At 55.4% G+C, this 17,539-nt stretch carries 15 protein-coding genes; 6 read left to right on the top strand and 9 right to left on the bottom strand.

Annotation, left to right across the window (positions count from 1 at the left end):
* Positions 1-147: 147 nt before the first annotated feature.
* The gene (locus tag HZS81_RS14925) at positions 148-1,017 is read right to left on the bottom strand and encodes a LysR family transcriptional regulator (protein ID WP_179931309.1); all 870 of its coding nucleotides are present in this window, start codon (positions 1,015-1,017) and stop codon (positions 148-150) included.
* A 152-nt stretch (positions 1,018-1,169) separates the two neighbouring features.
* Between HZS81_RS14925 and HZS81_RS14920 the strand changes: the two genes are divergently transcribed.
* From HZS81_RS14920 to HZS81_RS14910, 3 genes are read left to right on the top strand one after another with little or no spacing between them, the layout of a single operon-like run.
* Positions 1,170-2,051 (top strand): HalD/BesD family halogenase, encoded by an 882-nt coding sequence (locus HZS81_RS14920; protein WP_179931308.1) that lies wholly within the window; start codon positions 1,170-1,172, stop codon positions 2,049-2,051.
* 54 nt (positions 2,052-2,105) lie between these two features.
* Complete coding sequence (locus HZS81_RS14915) at positions 2,106-3,389, top strand: M24 family metallopeptidase (protein WP_179931307.1); 1,284 nt, start codon at positions 2,106-2,108, stop codon at positions 3,387-3,389.
* A 4-nt stretch (positions 3,390-3,393) separates the two neighbouring features.
* Positions 3,394-4,899, top strand: a complete 1,506-nt coding sequence (locus HZS81_RS14910; RefSeq protein ID WP_179931306.1) for a CoA-acylating methylmalonate-semialdehyde dehydrogenase — start codon at positions 3,394-3,396, stop codon at positions 4,897-4,899.
* 56 nt (positions 4,900-4,955) lie between these two features.
* Here the strand turns inward: HZS81_RS14910 and HZS81_RS14905 are convergent, their stop codons facing one another.
* From HZS81_RS14905 to HZS81_RS14880, 6 genes are all read right to left on the bottom strand, one after another.
* On the bottom strand, positions 4,956-5,798 hold the full coding sequence (locus tag HZS81_RS14905; RefSeq protein WP_179931305.1) for a nitrilase-related carbon-nitrogen hydrolase: 843 nt from the start codon (positions 5,796-5,798) through the stop codon (positions 4,956-4,958).
* 88 nt (positions 5,799-5,886) lie between these two features.
* Positions 5,887-6,771, bottom strand: a complete 885-nt coding sequence (locus HZS81_RS14900; RefSeq protein ID WP_179931304.1) for a glycine betaine ABC transporter substrate-binding protein — start codon at positions 6,769-6,771, stop codon at positions 5,887-5,889.
* Between the two features lie 70 nt (positions 6,772-6,841).
* Positions 6,842-7,723, bottom strand: coding sequence for a glycine betaine ABC transporter substrate-binding protein (locus tag HZS81_RS14895; protein ID WP_422141722.1), 882 nt, complete (start codon positions 7,721-7,723; stop codon positions 6,842-6,844).
* A gap of 52 nt (positions 7,724-7,775) precedes the next feature.
* Complete coding sequence (locus HZS81_RS14890; protein WP_179931302.1) at positions 7,776-8,507, bottom strand: ABC transporter permease; 732 nt, start codon at positions 8,505-8,507, stop codon at positions 7,776-7,778.
* 2 nt (positions 8,508-8,509) lie between these two features.
* Positions 8,510-9,670 (bottom strand): ABC transporter ATP-binding protein, encoded by a 1,161-nt coding sequence (locus HZS81_RS14885; protein WP_179931301.1) that lies wholly within the window; start codon positions 9,668-9,670, stop codon positions 8,510-8,512.
* A gap of 41 nt (positions 9,671-9,711) precedes the next feature.
* Positions 9,712-10,377: an ABC transporter permease gene (locus HZS81_RS14880; protein WP_179931300.1), complete on the bottom strand. Its 666-nt coding sequence runs from the start codon at positions 10,375-10,377 to the stop codon at positions 9,712-9,714.
* Positions 10,378-10,973: 596 nt separating this feature from the next.
* Here HZS81_RS14880 and HZS81_RS14875 point away from each other — a divergent pair.
* On the top strand, positions 10,974-12,341 hold the full coding sequence (locus HZS81_RS14875) for a peptidoglycan-binding protein (protein ID WP_179931299.1): 1,368 nt from the start codon (positions 10,974-10,976) through the stop codon (positions 12,339-12,341).
* Here HZS81_RS14875 and HZS81_RS14870 read toward each other — a convergent pair.
* Both HZS81_RS14870 and HZS81_RS14865 read right to left on the bottom strand, forming a co-directional pair.
* Positions 12,297-13,040, bottom strand: coding sequence for a Crp/Fnr family transcriptional regulator (locus tag HZS81_RS14870; protein ID WP_179931298.1), 744 nt, complete (start codon positions 13,038-13,040; stop codon positions 12,297-12,299). The two genes, HZS81_RS14875 and HZS81_RS14870, sit on opposite strands and share 45 nt — an antisense overlap.
* 211 nt (positions 13,041-13,251) lie before the next feature.
* Positions 13,252-13,989, bottom strand: a complete 738-nt coding sequence (locus HZS81_RS14865; protein ID WP_179931297.1) for a Crp/Fnr family transcriptional regulator — start codon at positions 13,987-13,989, stop codon at positions 13,252-13,254.
* 292 nt (positions 13,990-14,281) lie between these two features.
* Here HZS81_RS14865 and HZS81_RS14860 point away from each other — a divergent pair, with 292 nt between their 5' ends.
* Both HZS81_RS14860 and HZS81_RS14855 read left to right on the top strand, forming a co-directional pair.
* Entirely contained in the window at positions 14,282-16,120 is a 1,839-nt protein-coding gene (locus HZS81_RS14860) for a putative bifunctional diguanylate cyclase/phosphodiesterase (RefSeq protein WP_179931296.1), read from the top strand.
* Positions 16,117-17,538 (top strand): GGDEF domain-containing protein, encoded by a 1,422-nt coding sequence (locus tag HZS81_RS14855; RefSeq protein ID WP_179931295.1) that lies wholly within the window; start codon positions 16,117-16,119, stop codon positions 17,536-17,538. The genes HZS81_RS14860 and HZS81_RS14855 overlap by 4 nt, the downstream gene beginning before the upstream one ends.
* The last annotated feature ends 1 nt before the right edge of the window (position 17,539 follow it).

The following is a 17,539-nucleotide window of genomic DNA, read 5'->3' as shown; positions in this document are numbered from 1 at the left end:
TGTTAAATTTTTGTAATTTTTGAGTGGTTAAAGATAATTAGAAATGAAGCAAGCAGGATAGTTAAAACTTTTTATATTAAGACGTTACTGGTTTTTTTGTTTTTTCCGCCTGTAATGTCTCTGTTTGGTTACCTCAGTGACTCGGGGTCAGTCACCAAGGCATGCAATGGCGTCATGCTGGGTAACGACTGCTTCCAACGCTTGGCAAAATGCTTCAAACGCTTCGCTGGAATGCCCTGGGCGCTGGTGAAGCTCTATTTCCACATGCCCCAGGTCAGGCAATCCATCGGCTTCTGTCACGATTCGACAGCCTGGCGGTACACTGCGCGGTGTTTTAACAGTGAGTGCAAGCCCGTTTTGCACGGGGACATTAATGCCGGTTGGGGATTGGCTGACGTAGCGAAGCTCCCAGCGTTTCTCCTCTCGCCCGAGTGCTGACAACGCATGCGCACGAAAAATGCAGCCTTCGGGGTTTAAGGCCAGTGGCAATGTTGGCCATTGCGTCAGCGGGGCATGCTCAGCAACTACCCACACCATTGGCTCCCAACCGAGTAGTTGCCCTGACTGGGTGGGCTTATGTCTCACCGATAGCACAACATCCAGCAGCCCCTCCTGAAAGCGCTTCACCAGCGCATCGCTGATATCGCACTGTACTTCTAGCTGAATATGGGGAAACTGCGCTGAAAAGCGTGGCAGCAGATCGGGTAAGTAGGTAGCCGCTTGTTCTTCAGAGGTGCCTAGCCGAATGATTTCGCCATGCGTCCCACCCTTAAGTAAATCTTTGGCTTCATCTTCTAACTTGAGCATGTGGCGTGCGTAGGGCAGCAAACGCTCTCCGGCGGCCGTTAGCAACACGCTACGGCTAGTGCGCTCAAAGAGCGGTTGACGCATCTGATCTTCAAGGCGCTTTATTTGCAGGCTCATCGCGGACTGGGTTCGATGTAGTACCTTGCCAGCGGCGCTAAACCCTTGGCATTCCGCCACGGTGACGAAGGCGCGGAGTAAATCCGTATCCATAGTGCATGAGCCTTTTAAATGGGTGGTATCTCAACTATTCATTTCTATTATGAGGTATCCGTCACTACTCTGTCTAAAACGTTATTTAACGTGACCTCATTCAAACGACCTCATTTAAGACAATATTCGTTAATTCGACAGGAGTAGTTTTCATGCAAGCGACCGCGGTTGCTCCATCGGCGAATGCATTAGATGGCCTTATCGATCTCAAAACCTATCCTCTTAATGCGCTGGACAGCGAAACCGGACGGACGCTAATCGCACAATGCCGCCGTCAGTTAGACGAAGATGGCTGCGTCGTGCTTAAAAACTTTGTTCCCGAGGAGGCGCTAGCACGTCTTGAACGGGAAACTGAACGGTTATCGCCCGATGCTCATTACAACCAAACCGAGACGAACCCGTATAACAGTGAAGGAGACCCCTCGCTGCCAGCCAGCCATCCAAAAAATCGTTTTGATGATCGCACCAATGGTTTTGTGGCCGGGGACTGTATCGATGGTGACACCATTATCCGCCAGGTATATGAAAACCCGGAGTTTCAGCGCTTTATCGGGGCCGTGGTTGGCATGGAGGAAATTCATCAGTACGCCGATCCGTTGGCTGACTTAGTGGTAAACGTGTTGCGCGAAGGCTGCCAGCACCCATGGCATTACGACACCAACGAGTTCATCGTCACGCTGATGACGCGTCAATCGCATAGCGGTGGTCGTTTCGAGTACGTGCCGGGCATCCGTAGCCCCGAGGGGGAAAACTTTGATGAAGTAGAAAAAGTCATCGACGGTGACCGCTCACGCTTGAAAGCGCTGGATCTCCAGCCGGGGGACTTGCAGGTATTCTTTGGGCGCTACTCTCTCCACCGTGTCACGCCGGTTGAGGGCGATAAAGAGCGTCACACTGTGATTTTTGCCTACGCTAAAGAGCCTGGGTTTATCGGTCGTCCGGAACGTGCTGAGCGTATTTTCGGTCGCATGGCGCCGGTTCATGAACAAATCCTTAAAGACGGCATGCAGCGTAGCGATAGCCTAGCCGACTAAGAAACGTTTGAACGTTCCCCGTTATGCGAACCCAAACCTGACGCGAGAGATACCATGAGTATTGTTGAAAGCGAAAATCTTACCGATAACGAACCGGATCAGATCCCTGTGGTGCCGTCGGCGCCAATGGCCAACGGCGATAGCATACCCACGGCCTTTGATCCGAAGCAGCTGCGAGCCGGACGCCTCGAGCGCCTGCGTGCCATGATGGCGGAAGAAGGCTATGCGGCATTGGTGCTGTTTGACCCCAATAACCAGCGCTACGCGACAGGGTCGCGCAATATGTTTGGTTACTTCCTGCGAAACTCCACGCGTTACGTTTACGTACCGCTGGAAGGGCCGATTATTCTGTTTGAATACCCCGGCAGTGCGCACGTCTCCACCTGGCTTGAGACCATCGATGAGGCGCGCACTTCGAAGGTGGTGTGGTCGGCGGTGAATCAGCGCGACGGCATGTCATCTGACCCCTTTGGTGTCGAGATTGCCGAACTGGTTAAGGAGCACGGCAAGGGTAATAAGAAAGTCGGCCTTGACCGTTGTGCGCTTAATCTCGCGCGGGCGTTAGAAGCGCAGGGGCTTGATGTTTATGACTGCATGCAGGACACGCTGCACTGTCGCCGCATCAAAACGCCCGAGGAAATTGCCTGCCTGGCGCAGTCGATGGCCGCCAGTGAAGCCGCCGTGGCAGAAGTCGAAGCCGCGATTAAACCGGGCATCACCGAAAACGAACTGTTCGCGATCATGTACGGCGAAGTGATCAAAGGCGGCGGTGAGTTTATCGAAACCCGCCTTCTTTCTTCCGGGCCGCGCACCAACCCCTGGTTCAACGAGGCCAGCGACCGCAAGATTCGCCCTGGCGAGCTGGTCGCGCTGGATACCGATACCATCGGCTGCCACGGCTACTATTCGGATTTCTCGCGTACGTTCCACGTTGGGCCAGGCAAACCTTCTGCCTATCAGCGCGAGATCTATCGCATGGCGTACGACCAGGTTCACCACAACATGGGCTTGCTTAAACCGGGCGTTAGCTACCGTGAAATTGCCGAACAAGCCTGGAAAATCCCCGAGCGCTTTATCGATCGCCGCTATCCCTCGATCATTCATGGCGTAGGGATGCACGGCGAAACGCCGCTGGTGGCACACCATATGGATTTCGATAGGTTCTCCAAAGACGGTGTTCTGGAGCCGGGCATGGTGGTGTCGGTCGAAAGCTATATTGGCGAGGTCGGCGCGGCCGATGGTGTCAAACTCGAAGAAGAGGTGTTGATTACCGATACCGGTATCGAAAAACTCTCACGCTACCCCTTCAACGACGAGCTGCTAAATAAGGAAGTATAACCCCGTGACCGATGCATCGCTTAAGTCCGTCCCCCACTGGATAGGGGGGGACCCTATAGAAGCAACACGTTATTTACCCGTCGTAGACCCGGCGTTTGGGAAAACGGTGCGCCAAGTGGCAATGGCGGATACGCACACGGTGAATACAGCCGTGGAAAAAGCGCTAACGGCGTATCCTGCCTGGCGTGATATGCCACCTAGCAAACGCGTACAGGTCATGTATCGCTTCAAAATGCTCCTAGAACGTGACGCTGAGGCACTATGTGAGCTGATTAGCGAAGAACATGGCAAAGTGCTGGAAGATGCCATGGGAGAGCTCAAGCGCGGCATTGAGAATGTCGAATACGCCTGCGGTATTCCTGAGTTGTTAAAGGGCGAGTATTCTCACAACGCCGGACCTGGCATTGATACGTGGTCAAACCATCAGCCTGTGGGGGGCGTCGCGGGCATCACACCGTTCAACTTTCCCACGATGGTGCCACTATGGATGTTCCCCATGGCGATTGCGTGTGGCAACTGCTTTATTCTGAAACCGTCAGAGCAAGTGCCTTCGGTGGCGATCAAAATGGCAGAACTCCTTGAAGAGGCGGGCTTGCCAGCCGGCGTGTTTAGCGTCGTACAGGGCGACCGTGAAGCCGCCGACGCGCTCATCGAACACCCAAACGTTAAAGCGCTGTCGTTCGTTGGCTCGACTCCAGTAGCCAAAGCGATTTATCAGCGCGGTGCTGCACTGGGTAAGCGCGTGCAAGCATTGGGTGGAGCAAAAAATCATGCGGTCGTGCTGCCTGATGCTGACCTTGAAAATGCGGCCAATACCTTGATTGGCGCCGCTTACGGTAGTGCCGGTGAGCGCTGCATGGCGATTTCGGTGGTGGTGTGTGTGGGTCAAAATACCGCTGATGTGCTGGTAGACAAAATTGCGGAAAAAGCGAAGCACCTTAATATTGGGCCCGGAACAGAGCCTGGGTTGGATATGGGCGCGTTGGTGAACGAGGCTCATCGTGATCGGGTGGCTGGCTATATCGCTCAAGGCGAATCGGCCGGCGCGGAACTAAGACTCGACGGCCGCCAACATCCGCTGGTGGAAAACGCCCCTGGATACTTTCTTGGCGCGACGCTATTTGATCACGTCACGTCAGCGATGCGTATTTACCAAGACGAGATATTTGGCCCCGTTTTGTGTGTCGTTCGCGTGGATGATTTCGATCAAGCCGTTGAGCTCATCAATGCACACCAGTATGGTAACGGCACCTGCTTATTTACCCGCGCAGGGGAGGCGGCACGCCGCTTCGCCGATGAGATTGAAGTCGGCATGGTGGGTATCAACGTGCCGCTACCCGTACCAGTAGCCTTCCATAGCTTCGGTGGGTGGAAAGAGTCACTGTTTGGCGACTTGCACGCCTACGGCCCTGACTCGGTGCGCTTTTACACTCGGCGTAAGGCGATTTCTCAGCGCTGGCCGAAGGAAAGTGCGCAAGAATCGGCACAGTTTAACTTTCCCTCCCACTGAATGTTTCGTTACCCCTGCCCGCCGGATGTTCCCTCCGGCGGGCAAGCTGGCTGTTGCTAGCGATAACCCGCCATCAACTCCCTGACCAATGGTGTATCGGCATCGCGATGCGTAGGTAACTCAAAGCGTGCTTTGGCAATGGCGGTGCGAGAAAGATCCGCCACAATCAGCGCCTCTTCGTCGTCGGCCTGCGCGAGGGTTTCACCACCCGGGCCGAGGATTCGCGAGCCGCCCCAAAAGTGGCTCTCGCCCTCCGGCCCAAAGCGATTGGCCATAATGACTGGCGTGCCGTAGGTCATGGCGTAAAACCGCGTATTCAACGCCCAGTTTTCTTCATTGGAAAAGTCGTCGCTGACGATGCCGCTGGCCGAGTTAATCGGCGCGCAAAGCACCGTCGGGCGGGCGAGAAGGGCGGCGTGCACGAGCGCCGGATTCCATAAATCGGCGCAAATCAGCTGCGTGGCGGACCAGCCAGGGCAAATGTCGGTGTGGGTGAGTTCGCTGCCATGGGTAAACCATTTGCCTTCTTCCAGCCCGCCATAGGTAGGCAGATTGAGCTTGCGATGCACGGCCATCAGCTGACCGTGCTGAAAAATGGCCAGTGCGTTGTAATACTCACCGGGGCTCGCCTCTTCCACAAAACCCACCACCACTTGCATAGAGCCGCATGCATCAGCCAGGGCTTTCAGGCGAGGGTCTTCCAGCGGCATCGCCACCTGCATCACTCGGTTCGCCAGGCGGTAGCCAGTTAATGAAAGCTCGGGGAACACCAGCAACTCCACACCTTTACGCTCCGCCTCGGCAATAAGTGCCAAATGGTGGTCAATGTTGGGGTTCAACTCACCCAGTGTGGTATTGATCTGCGCGGCACCGACGCGAAGTTTGTCTTGATAATGCATTGGCTCCCCCATTGAAAAAGCCGCTCCAATGGAGCGGCTTTGTGGCGATATTCTAGCGAGGTATTATGCCAGCGCCATGCACGAGCGCCTAGAGCAGATCATTCTCTCGTAGAAAGCTTTCTGCTACGTCTTCGACTGACTCGCGATCAACATCCACGCGGGCATTGAGTTCGGCCATGGTCGCGTCGTTTAGCAGTGCTGAAAGACGATTCATCTGGCCGGCTAGCTCAGGGTTGGCTTCCAGCGTATCTTCACGCACCACAGGCGTTAGAGCGTAGTCGGGGAAGAATGCCTTGTCATCTTCCAGCACTGTTAGGTCTAGGGCTGGAATGCGCCCGTTGGTGGCGGTGGTCATGGCGACGTCGACCTGTTTGTCATCCAGTGCGGTCAAGGTGAGCCCTTGGTCCATGCGTGAAACGTTGCGCCGACCGAATTCGAAGCCGTAGGTTTCCTGCATCGGGCGTAGGCCATCATCACGGGAATAGAAAGTGGCGTTGGAGGCCAGTGTCAGGGCGTTGCCTTCGTTGATTACACGAGCCAAATCGGAGATGCTGTTGATGCCCAACGATTCAGCGTGGCCCTCGCGCATGGCCAGCGCATACGTGTTGTTCGCGTCGGAAGGATCGAGCCAAACCAGCCCTTTCTCACCATCCAGTTGCTTGACGCGCTCGTAGGTTGCCTCGGGGGATAGTTTCTCTTCCACTTTATTGTAGCTGATCAGCGAGGTGCCCGTGTATTCCCAGTAAAGGTCGATCTGGCCGTTTTCCTGGGCTTGACGCAACACTGAAGTGCCCATACCTGATCGTTCGTCGACATCATAGTCTTGCCCTTCCAGGTATTGGCTGGTCATGGAGGCTAGGATCAGCTGTTCGGTAAAGTTTTTGCCGCCGATACTAAGCGTCTCGGCTTGGGCCAAACTAGAAAAGCAAAGAGTGAGGGCGGATAGCGCCAAGGCTTTCAGTTGGGTTTTCATGAATATCCTAGAAGTTGAGATGCTGGTGGAGTCCGCCCCGAGGTATTCGGGGCGGTAACTTAAGCAGCGGTTACAGCAGATCATTCTCTTCGAGGAAGCCCCTTGCCACGTCTTCAATTGACTCGCGCTCGACATCCACGCTGGCATTGAGTTCGGCCATGGTTTCATCATCTAGCAGTGCCGAAAGGCGATTCATCTGCTCGGCAAGTTCAGGGTTGGCTTCCAGCGTATCCGTGCGAACCACTGGGGCGAGGGCGTAAGACGGGAAAAAGCCCTGATCGTCTTCGAGCACGTAAAAGTCAAACGCAGGGATACGGCCGTCGGTGGCAAATACCAGGCCGACATCGACTTCTTCATTACGCAGTGCTTGATAAACTAAGCCCGTATCCATGCGGCTCACTTCGCTGCGACCCACGCGAAAATCATAGGCTTGCATCAGCGGGCGCCAGCCATCTTCTCGGGCGTAGAATTCGGCGTTAAGCGCAAAGGTTAGGCCTTCTTCATTATTGACCGCTTCGGCCAGGTCGGAGAGCGTTTCGATGCCTTGTTCCTCGGCGGCAGCTTCGCGCATAGCAAGCGCATAAGTGTTGTTGGCATCCGACGGCTCAAGCCAGGTAAGCCCCTTTTCGGCGTCGAGTTCCTTGACCCGTTGGTAGGTCTCTTCAGGGTTTAGGCTTTCGGTAATGTCGTTGTAGTTGATCAGGGACGTGCCGGTGTATTCCCAATAAAGATCAATCTGACCGTTTTCTTGGGCTTGGCGCAAAATGGCCGAGCCCATACCTGAGCGATTATCGACGTCGTAACCCAAACCATCCAAGTACTGTGTCGTCATGGTGGAGAGGATCTGCTGCTCGGTAAAGTTCTTACCGCCAACGCTGATTTCGTTGGCATTAGCGAGCGAGACGCTGCTCGCAAGGGCAATACTTGTCAGTGCGGTGGTTAATGTTTTCATCATCGGGTCCTTCTTTTGTTAGTGAAGCTTAGAGGTTAATGGAGCTTAAGCGCTAGGCCCGGCTGGGGTTGACCCCGCGGGGAACTAGGAGAAACGCGACAAGCGCGATCAGCGCATCGACCACAATGGCCAAAAGTGCCGTAGGAATGGCGCCTGATAGCATCATGACCGGGTCGTACAGATCTATGCCGGTAAAAATTAGCTCACCAAGACCGCCAGCGCCGATCAAAAACGCCAGGGGAACCGTACCCACATTGATGGTTAGCGCTGTACGCATCCCCGCAAAAATCACGTAGAGGGCGTTGGGCAGCTCGACTTTGAAAAGCCGCTGCATGGGTGACATACCAATACCCGCGGCCGCTTCCATGAGGGCTGGGTTAACCCCCTTCAATCCCGTATAGGTGTTACGGGTAATGGGCAGCAGCGTGGCCACAAACAGGCCAAAAACGGCCGGTACCGTACCAATCCCTAAAAAGCTCATCGACAATGCGAGCACGGCAAGGGTAGGGATGGTGGTACCGACGTTGAGCACTTGCATGAGTGACTCGGCTACGTTCGCCATTTTGGGGCGCGACAGCACAATACCCAGCGGAATGGCAACGAGGATCGCCAAACTACCCGACATCACCGTGAGCCAGATATGCTGCACCATCAAATACTTAACGTCAGGCAGATACCACACAAACTCATCGATGATGCCGCTAGACTGGCTCCATACCCCGGCGAAAAAAATAGCCACCAGCACCAGTACCTTAAGCGCCCCTTTTATGGATCGAATAGGCATGGTTACTCCTTAATGGCCGCCGATGGCTTGCGATCATCCCCCTGGCGAGCGCGATAGCGTGCGCCTAAGTGGCTGGTCATGGCGCGCTGGGTAATTTGCCCGCACACCGTGCCTTCATCATTGACGCAGGGTAGCCAGGTCTGGTCGTGGGCAAACATCAGCGAGGCGGCTTTGCGCAGGTCGTCGTCAAGATCGACAACCGCCGGGACGGCCTGGAAGTGATCGCGGCAATAGCCTTTGGTAGTTCGAGCAACGGAGCGGTTAATAATGCCGACGGGTTGCTTTCGCTCGTTGACCATTAAAATGGCATTTTGATAGCCGTAGTCATCGATTTTCGCCATCGCTGTCTCTAGCGTGTCGCTTGGTACGACTGTGGCGATTTCATCGGTGACAATTTCGCGCACTTTCACCAAGTTTAAGCGCTTAAGTGCGCGGTCTTCGCCGAGGAAGGATTCCACAAAGGCGTTTTTGGGTGCCGCCAGCAAGTCGTCGGGCGTGGAATACTGAACCAACTTCCCCTCACGGAAAACCGCCACGCGGTCGCCCATTTTGATCGCTTCATCGATGTCGTGGCTCACGAACATGATGGTTTTGTTGAGCTCCTGCTGCATTTTAAGGAACTCATCTTGAATGACCGCACGGTTGATCGGGTCGATGGCCCCAAAGGGTTCATCCATCAGCATCACCGGCGGGTCGGCGGCAAGCGCGCGGGCTACACCAATACGCTGCTGTTGTCCGCCCGATAATTCACTGGGAAAGCGCTTAAGAAACGCATCCGGCTCCAGTGCGATCATCGCCATCATCTCACGCGCCCGTGCCTTGTACTTGGCTTTATCCCAGCCCAAGAGCTTCGGCACAATGGTGATGTTTTCCTCAATCGTCATGTTGGGAAACAAGCCGATCTGCTGGATCACGTAGCCAATATTGCGGCGCAGTGTTTGGGTATCGAGACCGGTGGTATCGTCGCCATTGATAAACACTTTACCGGCAGTGGGCTTAACAATGCGGTTGATCATTTTGAGCGTCGTGGTCTTGCCGCAACCCGAGGGGCCTAAAAGGATACAAATTTCTCCTTCCGGCACTTCCATATTGATATGGTCAGCGGCTACCACGGCGCCTTTTTGCGTATCGAACACCTTCGTCAGGTTATCCAGTCGAATCATAGGGGTGTCTCTTATTTAGAAATGACATCTGGAAAGAGGCTTTAGCTCGCTGCGGCCTCACGGCTCATCCCTTTGGGGGTTAGGCGCTTTTGTAAATACAGCAGCGAGTAGTCAACGATAATGGCCAGCAGGCTCACGGCGATTGCGCCGACAATCAGTTGGCGCGGATCTGATTGAGAAATACCCCGGCTGATGAAGGTACCCAAACCGCCTGCACCGATATAGGCAGCAATCGCCATGACACCGATATTGAGCACCACGGCCGTGCGAACCCCCGCCATGATGACCGGTACTGCAAGCGGGATTTCGACCAAACGCAGCCGCTGATTGGGGCTCATGCCGATGCCCCTAGCGGCTTCTCGCAAGGCGGGATTAACGTTATTAATCGCCGTGTACGTGTTGCGGATGATGGGTAGTTGGGAGTACAGCAATACCGCGATAACCGCTGGCACATAGCCGATGCCATGCCCAATGAGCGACAAAACCGGAATCATAATCCCGAAAAGTGCGATTGAAGGGATGGTAACGATAATGGACGCTAGGTAGAGGACACTCTGCGCGACACGCTCATTTTTGGTAATGGCGATGCCAATCGGTACGCCCGTCAACGCGGCAATGCCAACGGCGACACCCACCAGCGCAATATGCTCGATCGTGCGTGACAGCAGTAGGCCTGCATTATCCAAGGCGAAGTGAAATAGCTCCAAACGCTGCCTCCTGATTATTCATAGTTATTGAAAGCCGTTATAAAAAACTGCTCATGCACGTTAATGATGGTCAGAGCGAAGTTCGTCAGGGCACGGCTGCTGTGTGTTTAGAAGAAAAGAAGCTTAACAAAAGGATAGCGTGATTATTGGGAATTGGTATGACGATGGGTAATGGGCACAATCATGGGGCGTAATAGTTAATTTTTATGAAAGCAACGCACCTTACTTACCGCTCCGCTTGCGCTAAAAAATAATCCTTTTAGCTCTGTTCGTTGGCGCACAGATGGAAGGCCACTCATGGCATATCCTCAACCTGGGTGTAGCAAGGGAACGAGGGAGACGCTTTACAGGGATCTGTTGCACCGAGCGTCGCAGGGACGGCGACGCCATCAAAATACGATGTATCACGCAGCATCCTGAAACAGGAGCTTGCGCTAAACCGGAGAGTTTTTATGAACAATATTGTCTACATAATCGGTGCAGTCGTCATCGTGATGGTGATTTTGTCCGTTCTCGGCCTTCGTTGAGGCAGTACGGCGAGCCTTCATCAAGAGGGTGAAAGTCGAAGATGCCGCCCAACCCACGGGAGAAGCCCCATGATGATCATCAAAGGATTTATGATCCTGCTCCTTCTGTCCGGCCCCGCCGCGTTGGCCAGCGCCGATTACGCCGAGGCCATGCGCCATTACGAGCGACAAGAGTATCGCCAAGCGCTGCAGGCGTTTGGCGCAGTGGCCCGTAGCGGTGATGCCGATGCGCAGTACATGCTGGGTCGCCTGCACGAGGCGGGCAGCGGGACACCACAGGACTTCGTGCTGGCTCACCAGTGGTATAACTTAGCGGCGGCTCGAGGTAATCGCCATGCCGCTGCGGCGCGTGATTCTCTAACAGAACGCATGACGACTCGGCAGATAGCCGAGGCGCAGCAGGCGGCGCGTGCCTGGAAACCGGAAGAGGAATCTGCTTCACAGGCGACATCGCGATCCCGGCCCGACATCGCGACGTTGTCGGATCGGGAAGGGGTGGCCGAGATACAGCGCGAGCTTAACCGGCTCGGTTATGATGCCGGCCCGGCGGATGGTCTAATGGGAAGCCGCACTCGCAGCGCGATACGCGAGTACCAGGGCAATAGAGACATGGCCCGTGACGGCAATGCATCGGCTGAGCTACTGAAACGCCTGCGCCAGACGGATCAGGAAGCCTCGGAGTCGCCAACTATAGCCTCGCGCCGCGTCGCGCTGCAGGATAACTTTAGCGACGGCGATTTTCGGCGGAATCCACCTTGGACCGTACTTAGCGGCGACTTCGAGGTCGATGACAATGGATTACGCAGCATCGTTGCGACTCAGCGGTCGTCTGGTCGCGAATCACGTAGGCTCAGCGCCGAACGCCCGGAAGAGATTGGCCTGGCCATGCTGGAGCTGATCCAAAATCAGCTGGGCAACGCCCAACGAGATGACACGCCCACTAATGCAGAACCGGCGCGCATCTTCGTCAATGCCCCGGTCGACAATGCCTTCAGGATGGAGTTGGAAATCGCTTCTCGTCAGCGGCCGGGCAGTCTGGAGCTGGGGCTCTTCCAGGGCAATCGGCCCAACGGTACCGGCTACCGATTGGTCTACTCTGCTGGCTCGCGCCCGGGGCTTCGCTTAGTCAGGTTGACGTCCACGAGTGTTGAAGAGGTGGCCCGCCATGAAGGCAGGCTGGATCTTGAAGATGGCCGCTTCCACACTATCGCTTGGACCCGTGACCAGAACGGCATAATGCAAGTCCATGTGGATGACCAGCGCCTCTTGCGAGTACAGGACTCAGGACTGCGCGATGGCTTCCAAGGCTTCTTGCTGATCAATCAAGGCGGCGACTATACCCTGGGCCGCGTGCAACTCCAGGAACAGGAGCAATTAGCCGCACTGCCGCCGCTATTTATGGGCGCTGGTATGCATAGGACACGCTACCTGTTCTAGCATCTGGTCATAGATATTGCGATCAGCGACGTAGCAGCGACAAGACGCTTCTTCGAGGCCGGCACGATCCTGCACGATGATCCGGCCACGTTGATAGCTGATCAGGCCGCGATTCTGAATCGCCTTGGCGGCCAGGGTGACGCCCGCACGACGCACGCCTAGCATGTTGGAAAGAAACTCGTGGGTGATACGTAGCTGGTCCCCGCGAGTTCTGTCGTGGGTCATGAGTAACCAGCGCGCCATCCGCGCTTCTAGCGGATGGTAGTGGGTACAGACGGCAGACTGAGATATTTGGCTCATCAAAAAGTTGAGATAGCGCTTCATGAGCCTCTCAAGGGTGGGACTCTGCGCCAGGTGATCCTGGAAGCAAGCCGACGACATGCGCAGCGCCGGCCCCACTCCCTGAATAAGCGCTTGTAGTGAGCTTGTCTGTGCCCCGAGCATCAGGGGGATGCCCATCATGCCTTCATTGCCGACCATGGAAACTTCCAGCCGACCGCCGCTTTCTAACGTGGCTATCAGAGAAACGAGGCAGTCGAGGGGGAAAATGGCATGCGAGATAATTTCACCCGGCTCGACTAGCATCTGGCCGAATTCCATCTCTACTATCTCGCAGTCAGCGAGAAAGCGTTTTCTCTCCTCTTCAGGCAGGCTTTCGATAAGTCGATTGGTCGGTAAAAAAGGGGTAGTGAAACCCATGTGCTTGCTCCTGGCGTGAAGAAAAGGCCATCGGCACATGGAAAAAAAAACAATATGGTACTCCGATGTCAGAGACCGATCAGGAAAAATAACTTCCCGCCGACGACATCACTCACGGTAGCACTGAAGTGCTTATTCAGTCGGTACGCTGTGGAACATAAAAAGAAGAAAATATAGGTCGTTAAGTTTCCTTAACTTGTTGTTTTTACATTTAATCGCGGAGAAATGCTTTGCCGCTATGAGTGTAGGGCAGCAAGCGATCATACTCCTGCTTGACGGTCTCGTAGCACTCGCAGACCCGCTCTTCCAAGCCGGCCCTATTCAGAATGGTGATTCGCCCGCGATGGTAGGCAATCAGGCCGTCTTTTTGCAGCTTGCCGGCCGACTCAGTGACGCCCTCACGGCGCACGCCAAGCATGTTGGCGATCAGCTCCTGAGTCATGAGCAGCTCGTTGGTCGGCAAGCGATCCAGGCTTAGCAACAGCCAGCGACATAGTTGCTCATCCAGGCTGTGGTGCCGATTGCATATGGCTGTCTGCGCCATCTGGGTGAGCAGTGCCTGAGTGTAACGCAGCATCAGGCGCTGCATTGGCCCAGCACGGTAGAATTCGTCCTTCAGCAGGTGTCCCTTAAGGCGATAAGCCGTCCCGCCACTTTGTACGATGGCACGGCTTGGGGTGGTTTCGCCGCCCATGAACAGCGAAATGCCGACGATACCCTCAGGGCCAACGACGGCGATTTCCGTCGAATCGCCATCTTCCATGACGCACAGCAGGGAAACAATGGAATCCGTCGGGAAATAGACGTAACGCATTGCCTGCCCCGACTCGGCAAGTGACTCGCCTAGCGTCAAGTTGACCCGCTCAAGGTTGGGCGCCAAGCGCTCGTATTCCTCATCTGTCAGAGCTGCTAGTAGATGATTTTGACGCGGATCGTGTTGCTGGTTCATGACGGTTTCTCCTATATCGAACAAGCTATGTGAGGTATGCGTGCTCAACTGCCGATAGGTTTACATAAATATAAATGCATGCTCTGTACGCTAGCGCACAGAAGCAACTTCGTCACGGAACTACCCTCACTAAATATTGGATCAGGCCTAAGGCATAAAGCCTAAGGGCCTAATTCTTAAGGCTCAGACAATACCTTTCACGTACCAATAAACCTGGTTCGGCAAGCGAAGGTCTTGTCCCTACATAACACGGTAGCACCCAAATAGTGGTGCGCTACCAAGAGGGAGTGTCATGAACCAGCCCAACGTCATCGCCGCACAGCCCCTTGATAAAAACCAGCCCTTTGACGAGAGGGAGCGCCTTGCCGAACTCCACTCTCTCGGCATTCTGGATACGCCACCCGAGGAGTACTTTGATCGCTACACGCGCCTCGTGGCCGAGATATTTAAGGTACCCATGGCCGCGGTAACGTTGATTGACGATGATCGTCAATGGATCAAATCATCTGTCGGGCTTGAGGTGAATGAAACGCCTCTCGAAGAGTCCTTCTGCGTGCATGCCCTCGAAACGGACATGCTGGAAGTGCCCGATACCTTGGAAGATGACTTTTTCTGCCACCATCCTTCGGTGGTAGGTAGCCCGTCCCTGCGCTTTTACATGGGTACCGTGCTGCGCGGACCCACCGGCCAGCCCCTTGGCACCCTCTGTATTATGGATACCCACTCACGCTATCTCACCCGAGTGCAGCGAGCTTGGCTTCAGACCTTTGGCAACCTGGTGGAGGAGTTGATCCACCATGGCCATGCCATTACCGCCGCCCGTCAGCAGAACAGTCAACGTGGCCAACGCAATACTCGCACCGGCCTTCCCGACGAGACGCTGTTCGGGGACTCGCTCACTCACTTGCTCAATTTATCGAACAAGGAGGAGCGTTATCTCGCCGTCCTGCATCTGCGCTTAAACAAGCTCGACGAAATCACGCGCATCAATGGGCGCCGTGTTCGGGACGCCATTGTCAACTGCCTGGCCAAGCGTCTGACCGCGCCCGATATCAAGGTGTTGGCCGCCGGCCATTTGAGTATGGCTCGCTTTGGCGCCGTGGTACCGTTGAATGCGTTGCGTGATTTGTTTGACGTCATCACCCCCATCGTCAACAAACTCTCCCATCCCATCGAAGTGGACGAAACGACGATTCGCCCGGATATCGACGTGGGTATCAGCTTGTCTCCCCTGGATGGTCTGACGCCTGAAGACCTTCTCGAAAGGGCCCATGCCGCGCTCAATGGGCCAAGATCCCATCACGGCGTGCATGTCTTCAGTCACGAAGCAGAGGAGATATCGCTACGCTGCCACACCATCGAACAACGGCTGGAACAGGCCCTGATTGATAATCGCCTGATCAAGCATTATCAGCCGTTGGTGACTGCCGACGGCAGTCGCATTGTGGGATTTGAGGCACTGGCGCGCTGGGAGGATCAGAAACTGGGCCAAGTCAGCCCTGGGGAATTTGTACCGGTGGCTGAAAAAAATGCCCGGCTGTCACGGCGGATGACCGACTGGTCGCTCAGGACGGTCTGTGAGAGAGCGCCGCACTGGCCGCTACAGCCCTGCGATGCGCCCTTGCGGATGGCGATCAATATTCCCGCTGCGCAGTTTTATCAAGAAGGTTTCGTTGATCGTGTTCTCAGTACCCTCGAGGCGCATCGGGTGGCTCCCGAACGCCTGACGTTAGAACTCACTGAAGAAAGTTTGCTGTCCCATGTCGACCAGGCCATCCAGACCATGCGCGTTCTTCGTAGCCACAACATCGCCGTGGCGCTCGATGATTTCGGTACCGGCTATTCGTCGCTGAGCTACCTCAAGAACCTGCCGCTCGATACCCTCAAGATCGATAAAAGTTTTATCGACGACGTACCTCACGATTCGCGCGCCGTCGATTTGGTCGATGGCATTATCCGTATCGCCCGTGGCCTGGGGTTGAAGACGGTTGCCGAGGGAGTCGAGCATGAGGCTCAGCGCGCCTTGTTGCATCAATTAGGGTGTGATGTGATTCAGGGGTATCTGTTCAGTCGCCCGCTCTTGGCTGATGACGCCTTGGCGTTACTCAAAAGCTGGCCACGGTCGTTATGACGGCGTCAGGCACCGAAGGAAAAGCCGATGCCATCGTTCGGCGCCTGACGGGGGGCTATCTATGCTTGCTGGGGATACTGATTGCCCTGTTGCCGCTAATGGCGATCAGCTATTTGGCGCTTTTCCAAGACCCCAAGCGGCGCTTTGAGGCGCCAGGCCTGTATGAGGCGAGTTCTCTACTGGCTATCGCCCTAGGGGCTTTTATTACCTATGTGACCTGGCGCTGTTACCTTGCGTCCGGCGAGGTATTTTTGCGCTGGCTGGTCCTGGCGTTTATGAGCTTCACCCTGATCTATCTGCCCCATGCGCTTCTTAGCCAGATTTCCGACGACATGATGGACGTGTTCATCGCCTATGGCCCGGCTTCCCGCTTGGCTATGGGTGTTTGCTTTTTGGTCGCGCTAGAGCGCCTCGGTGTGCCGCCGGATTCTCCTGAGACACGCCGACGCCCGGCCACCTGGGGCGTGGCGCTGGGCATTATCCTGACCATCAACCTGGGGCTTGCGGCCCTCATTCTGAACCCGCTGGTCCGTGCGGAGAACATGATCCAGGCGATGGAAGCGCTGGCATTCGTGCTCCTTGTGGTCAGTATCATCGTCATTATCCTACGGCGCATTCGTCTGTCGTTGATGATCGTCTACATGCTCTCCATGGCGGTTTTCGCCCAGGCGTCGGTTGCTTTCATGATCTCCGATTTGTGGAGCCATCTATGGTGGCTGGCTCATGCCATTTTCCTCGCTGGTTTTTTCCTACTCAGCTATGGCGTCGTTCACGCCTTCCATACCACGCGCTCTTTTTCCACCGTCTACAGCCAGGCGGAAGTGATGGAGCAGCTTCGCGAGCAACAGGCTCAGACCCAGGAAGCCCTGGCAAAACTCGAGGCAATCAATGCCCGCCTAAACCAACAGGCCGCCACGGACTGGCTCACTGGCGTGGCTAATCGACGCTACTTCATGAAGCAGGCCAAAGGGGAGCTAGCTCAGGCCAAGCGCGACGGCACGCCGCTATCGCTTCTGGGCCTGGACCTTGATCACTTCAAGAAGGTCAACGACGTATATGGGCACCAGGCCGGTGACGAGGTGCTCAAGCGCGTGACCTCAGTGATAGCGGAGAAGCTGAGACCCTCCGACCTGCTGGCTCGTGTGGGGGGTGAGGAATTTCAGATATTGCTGCCGAATGCCGATATTCAGCAGGCATACGAGATCGCCGAGCGTTGCCGCTTGGCTGTTCACGACTTAGCGATCCGGCTACTCGACAAGGAAGTTAAGATCACCATCAGCATGGGGTGTGCCCAAATGGGCCGTGACGGCAATGACATGGATTCACTCATGCGTATCGGTGACCAGCGCCTCTACGAGGCTAAAGCAGGGGGGCGTGACCGGGTGGTGACGGGGGCAGGCGAGGTCTTCCATGTGTAAG

Source organism: Vreelandella salicampi (assembly GCF_013415105.1).
In the GTDB taxonomy this organism is placed as follows: Bacteria; Pseudomonadota; Gammaproteobacteria; order Pseudomonadales; family Halomonadaceae; genus Vreelandella; species Vreelandella salicampi.
This window is presented reverse-complemented; position numbering and strand designations above follow the sequence as displayed.

Excerpts from the sequence above, each read along its gene's own strand:
- HZS81_RS14915 (WP_179931307.1), top strand. The coding sequence starts at position 2,106 with ATGAGTATTGTTGAAAGCGAAAATCTTACCGATAACGAACCGGATCAG.
- HZS81_RS14875 (WP_179931299.1), top strand. The coding sequence starts at position 10,974 with ATGATGATCATCAAAGGATTTATGATCCTGCTCCTTCTGTCCGGCCCC.
- HZS81_RS14900 (WP_179931304.1), bottom strand. The coding sequence starts at position 6,771 with ATGAAAACCCAACTGAAAGCCTTGGCGCTATCCGCCCTCACTCTTTGC.
- HZS81_RS14925 (WP_179931309.1), bottom strand. The coding sequence starts at position 1,017 with ATGGATACGGATTTACTCCGCGCCTTCGTCACCGTGGCGGAATGCCAA.
- HZS81_RS14890 (WP_179931302.1), bottom strand. The coding sequence starts at position 8,507 with ATGCCTATTCGATCCATAAAAGGGGCGCTTAAGGTACTGGTGCTGGTG.
- HZS81_RS14920 (WP_179931308.1), top strand. The coding sequence starts at position 1,170 with ATGCAAGCGACCGCGGTTGCTCCATCGGCGAATGCATTAGATGGCCTT.
- HZS81_RS14870 (WP_179931298.1), bottom strand. The coding sequence starts at position 13,040 with ATGGGTTTCACTACCCCTTTTTTACCGACCAATCGACTTATCGAAAGC.
- HZS81_RS14865 (WP_179931297.1), bottom strand. The coding sequence starts at position 13,989 with ATGAACCAGCAACACGATCCGCGTCAAAATCATCTACTAGCAGCTCTG.
- HZS81_RS14860 (WP_179931296.1), top strand. The coding sequence starts at position 14,282 with ATGAACCAGCCCAACGTCATCGCCGCACAGCCCCTTGATAAAAACCAG.
- HZS81_RS14905 (WP_179931305.1), bottom strand. The coding sequence starts at position 5,798 with ATGCATTATCAAGACAAACTTCGCGTCGGTGCCGCGCAGATCAATACC.
- HZS81_RS14855 (WP_179931295.1), top strand. The coding sequence starts at position 16,117 with ATGACGGCGTCAGGCACCGAAGGAAAAGCCGATGCCATCGTTCGGCGC.
- HZS81_RS14885 (WP_179931301.1), bottom strand. The coding sequence starts at position 9,670 with ATGATTCGACTGGATAACCTGACGAAGGTGTTCGATACGCAAAAAGGC.
- HZS81_RS14895 (WP_422141722.1), bottom strand. The coding sequence starts at position 7,723 with ATGAAAACATTAACCACCGCACTGACAAGTATTGCCCTTGCGAGCAGC.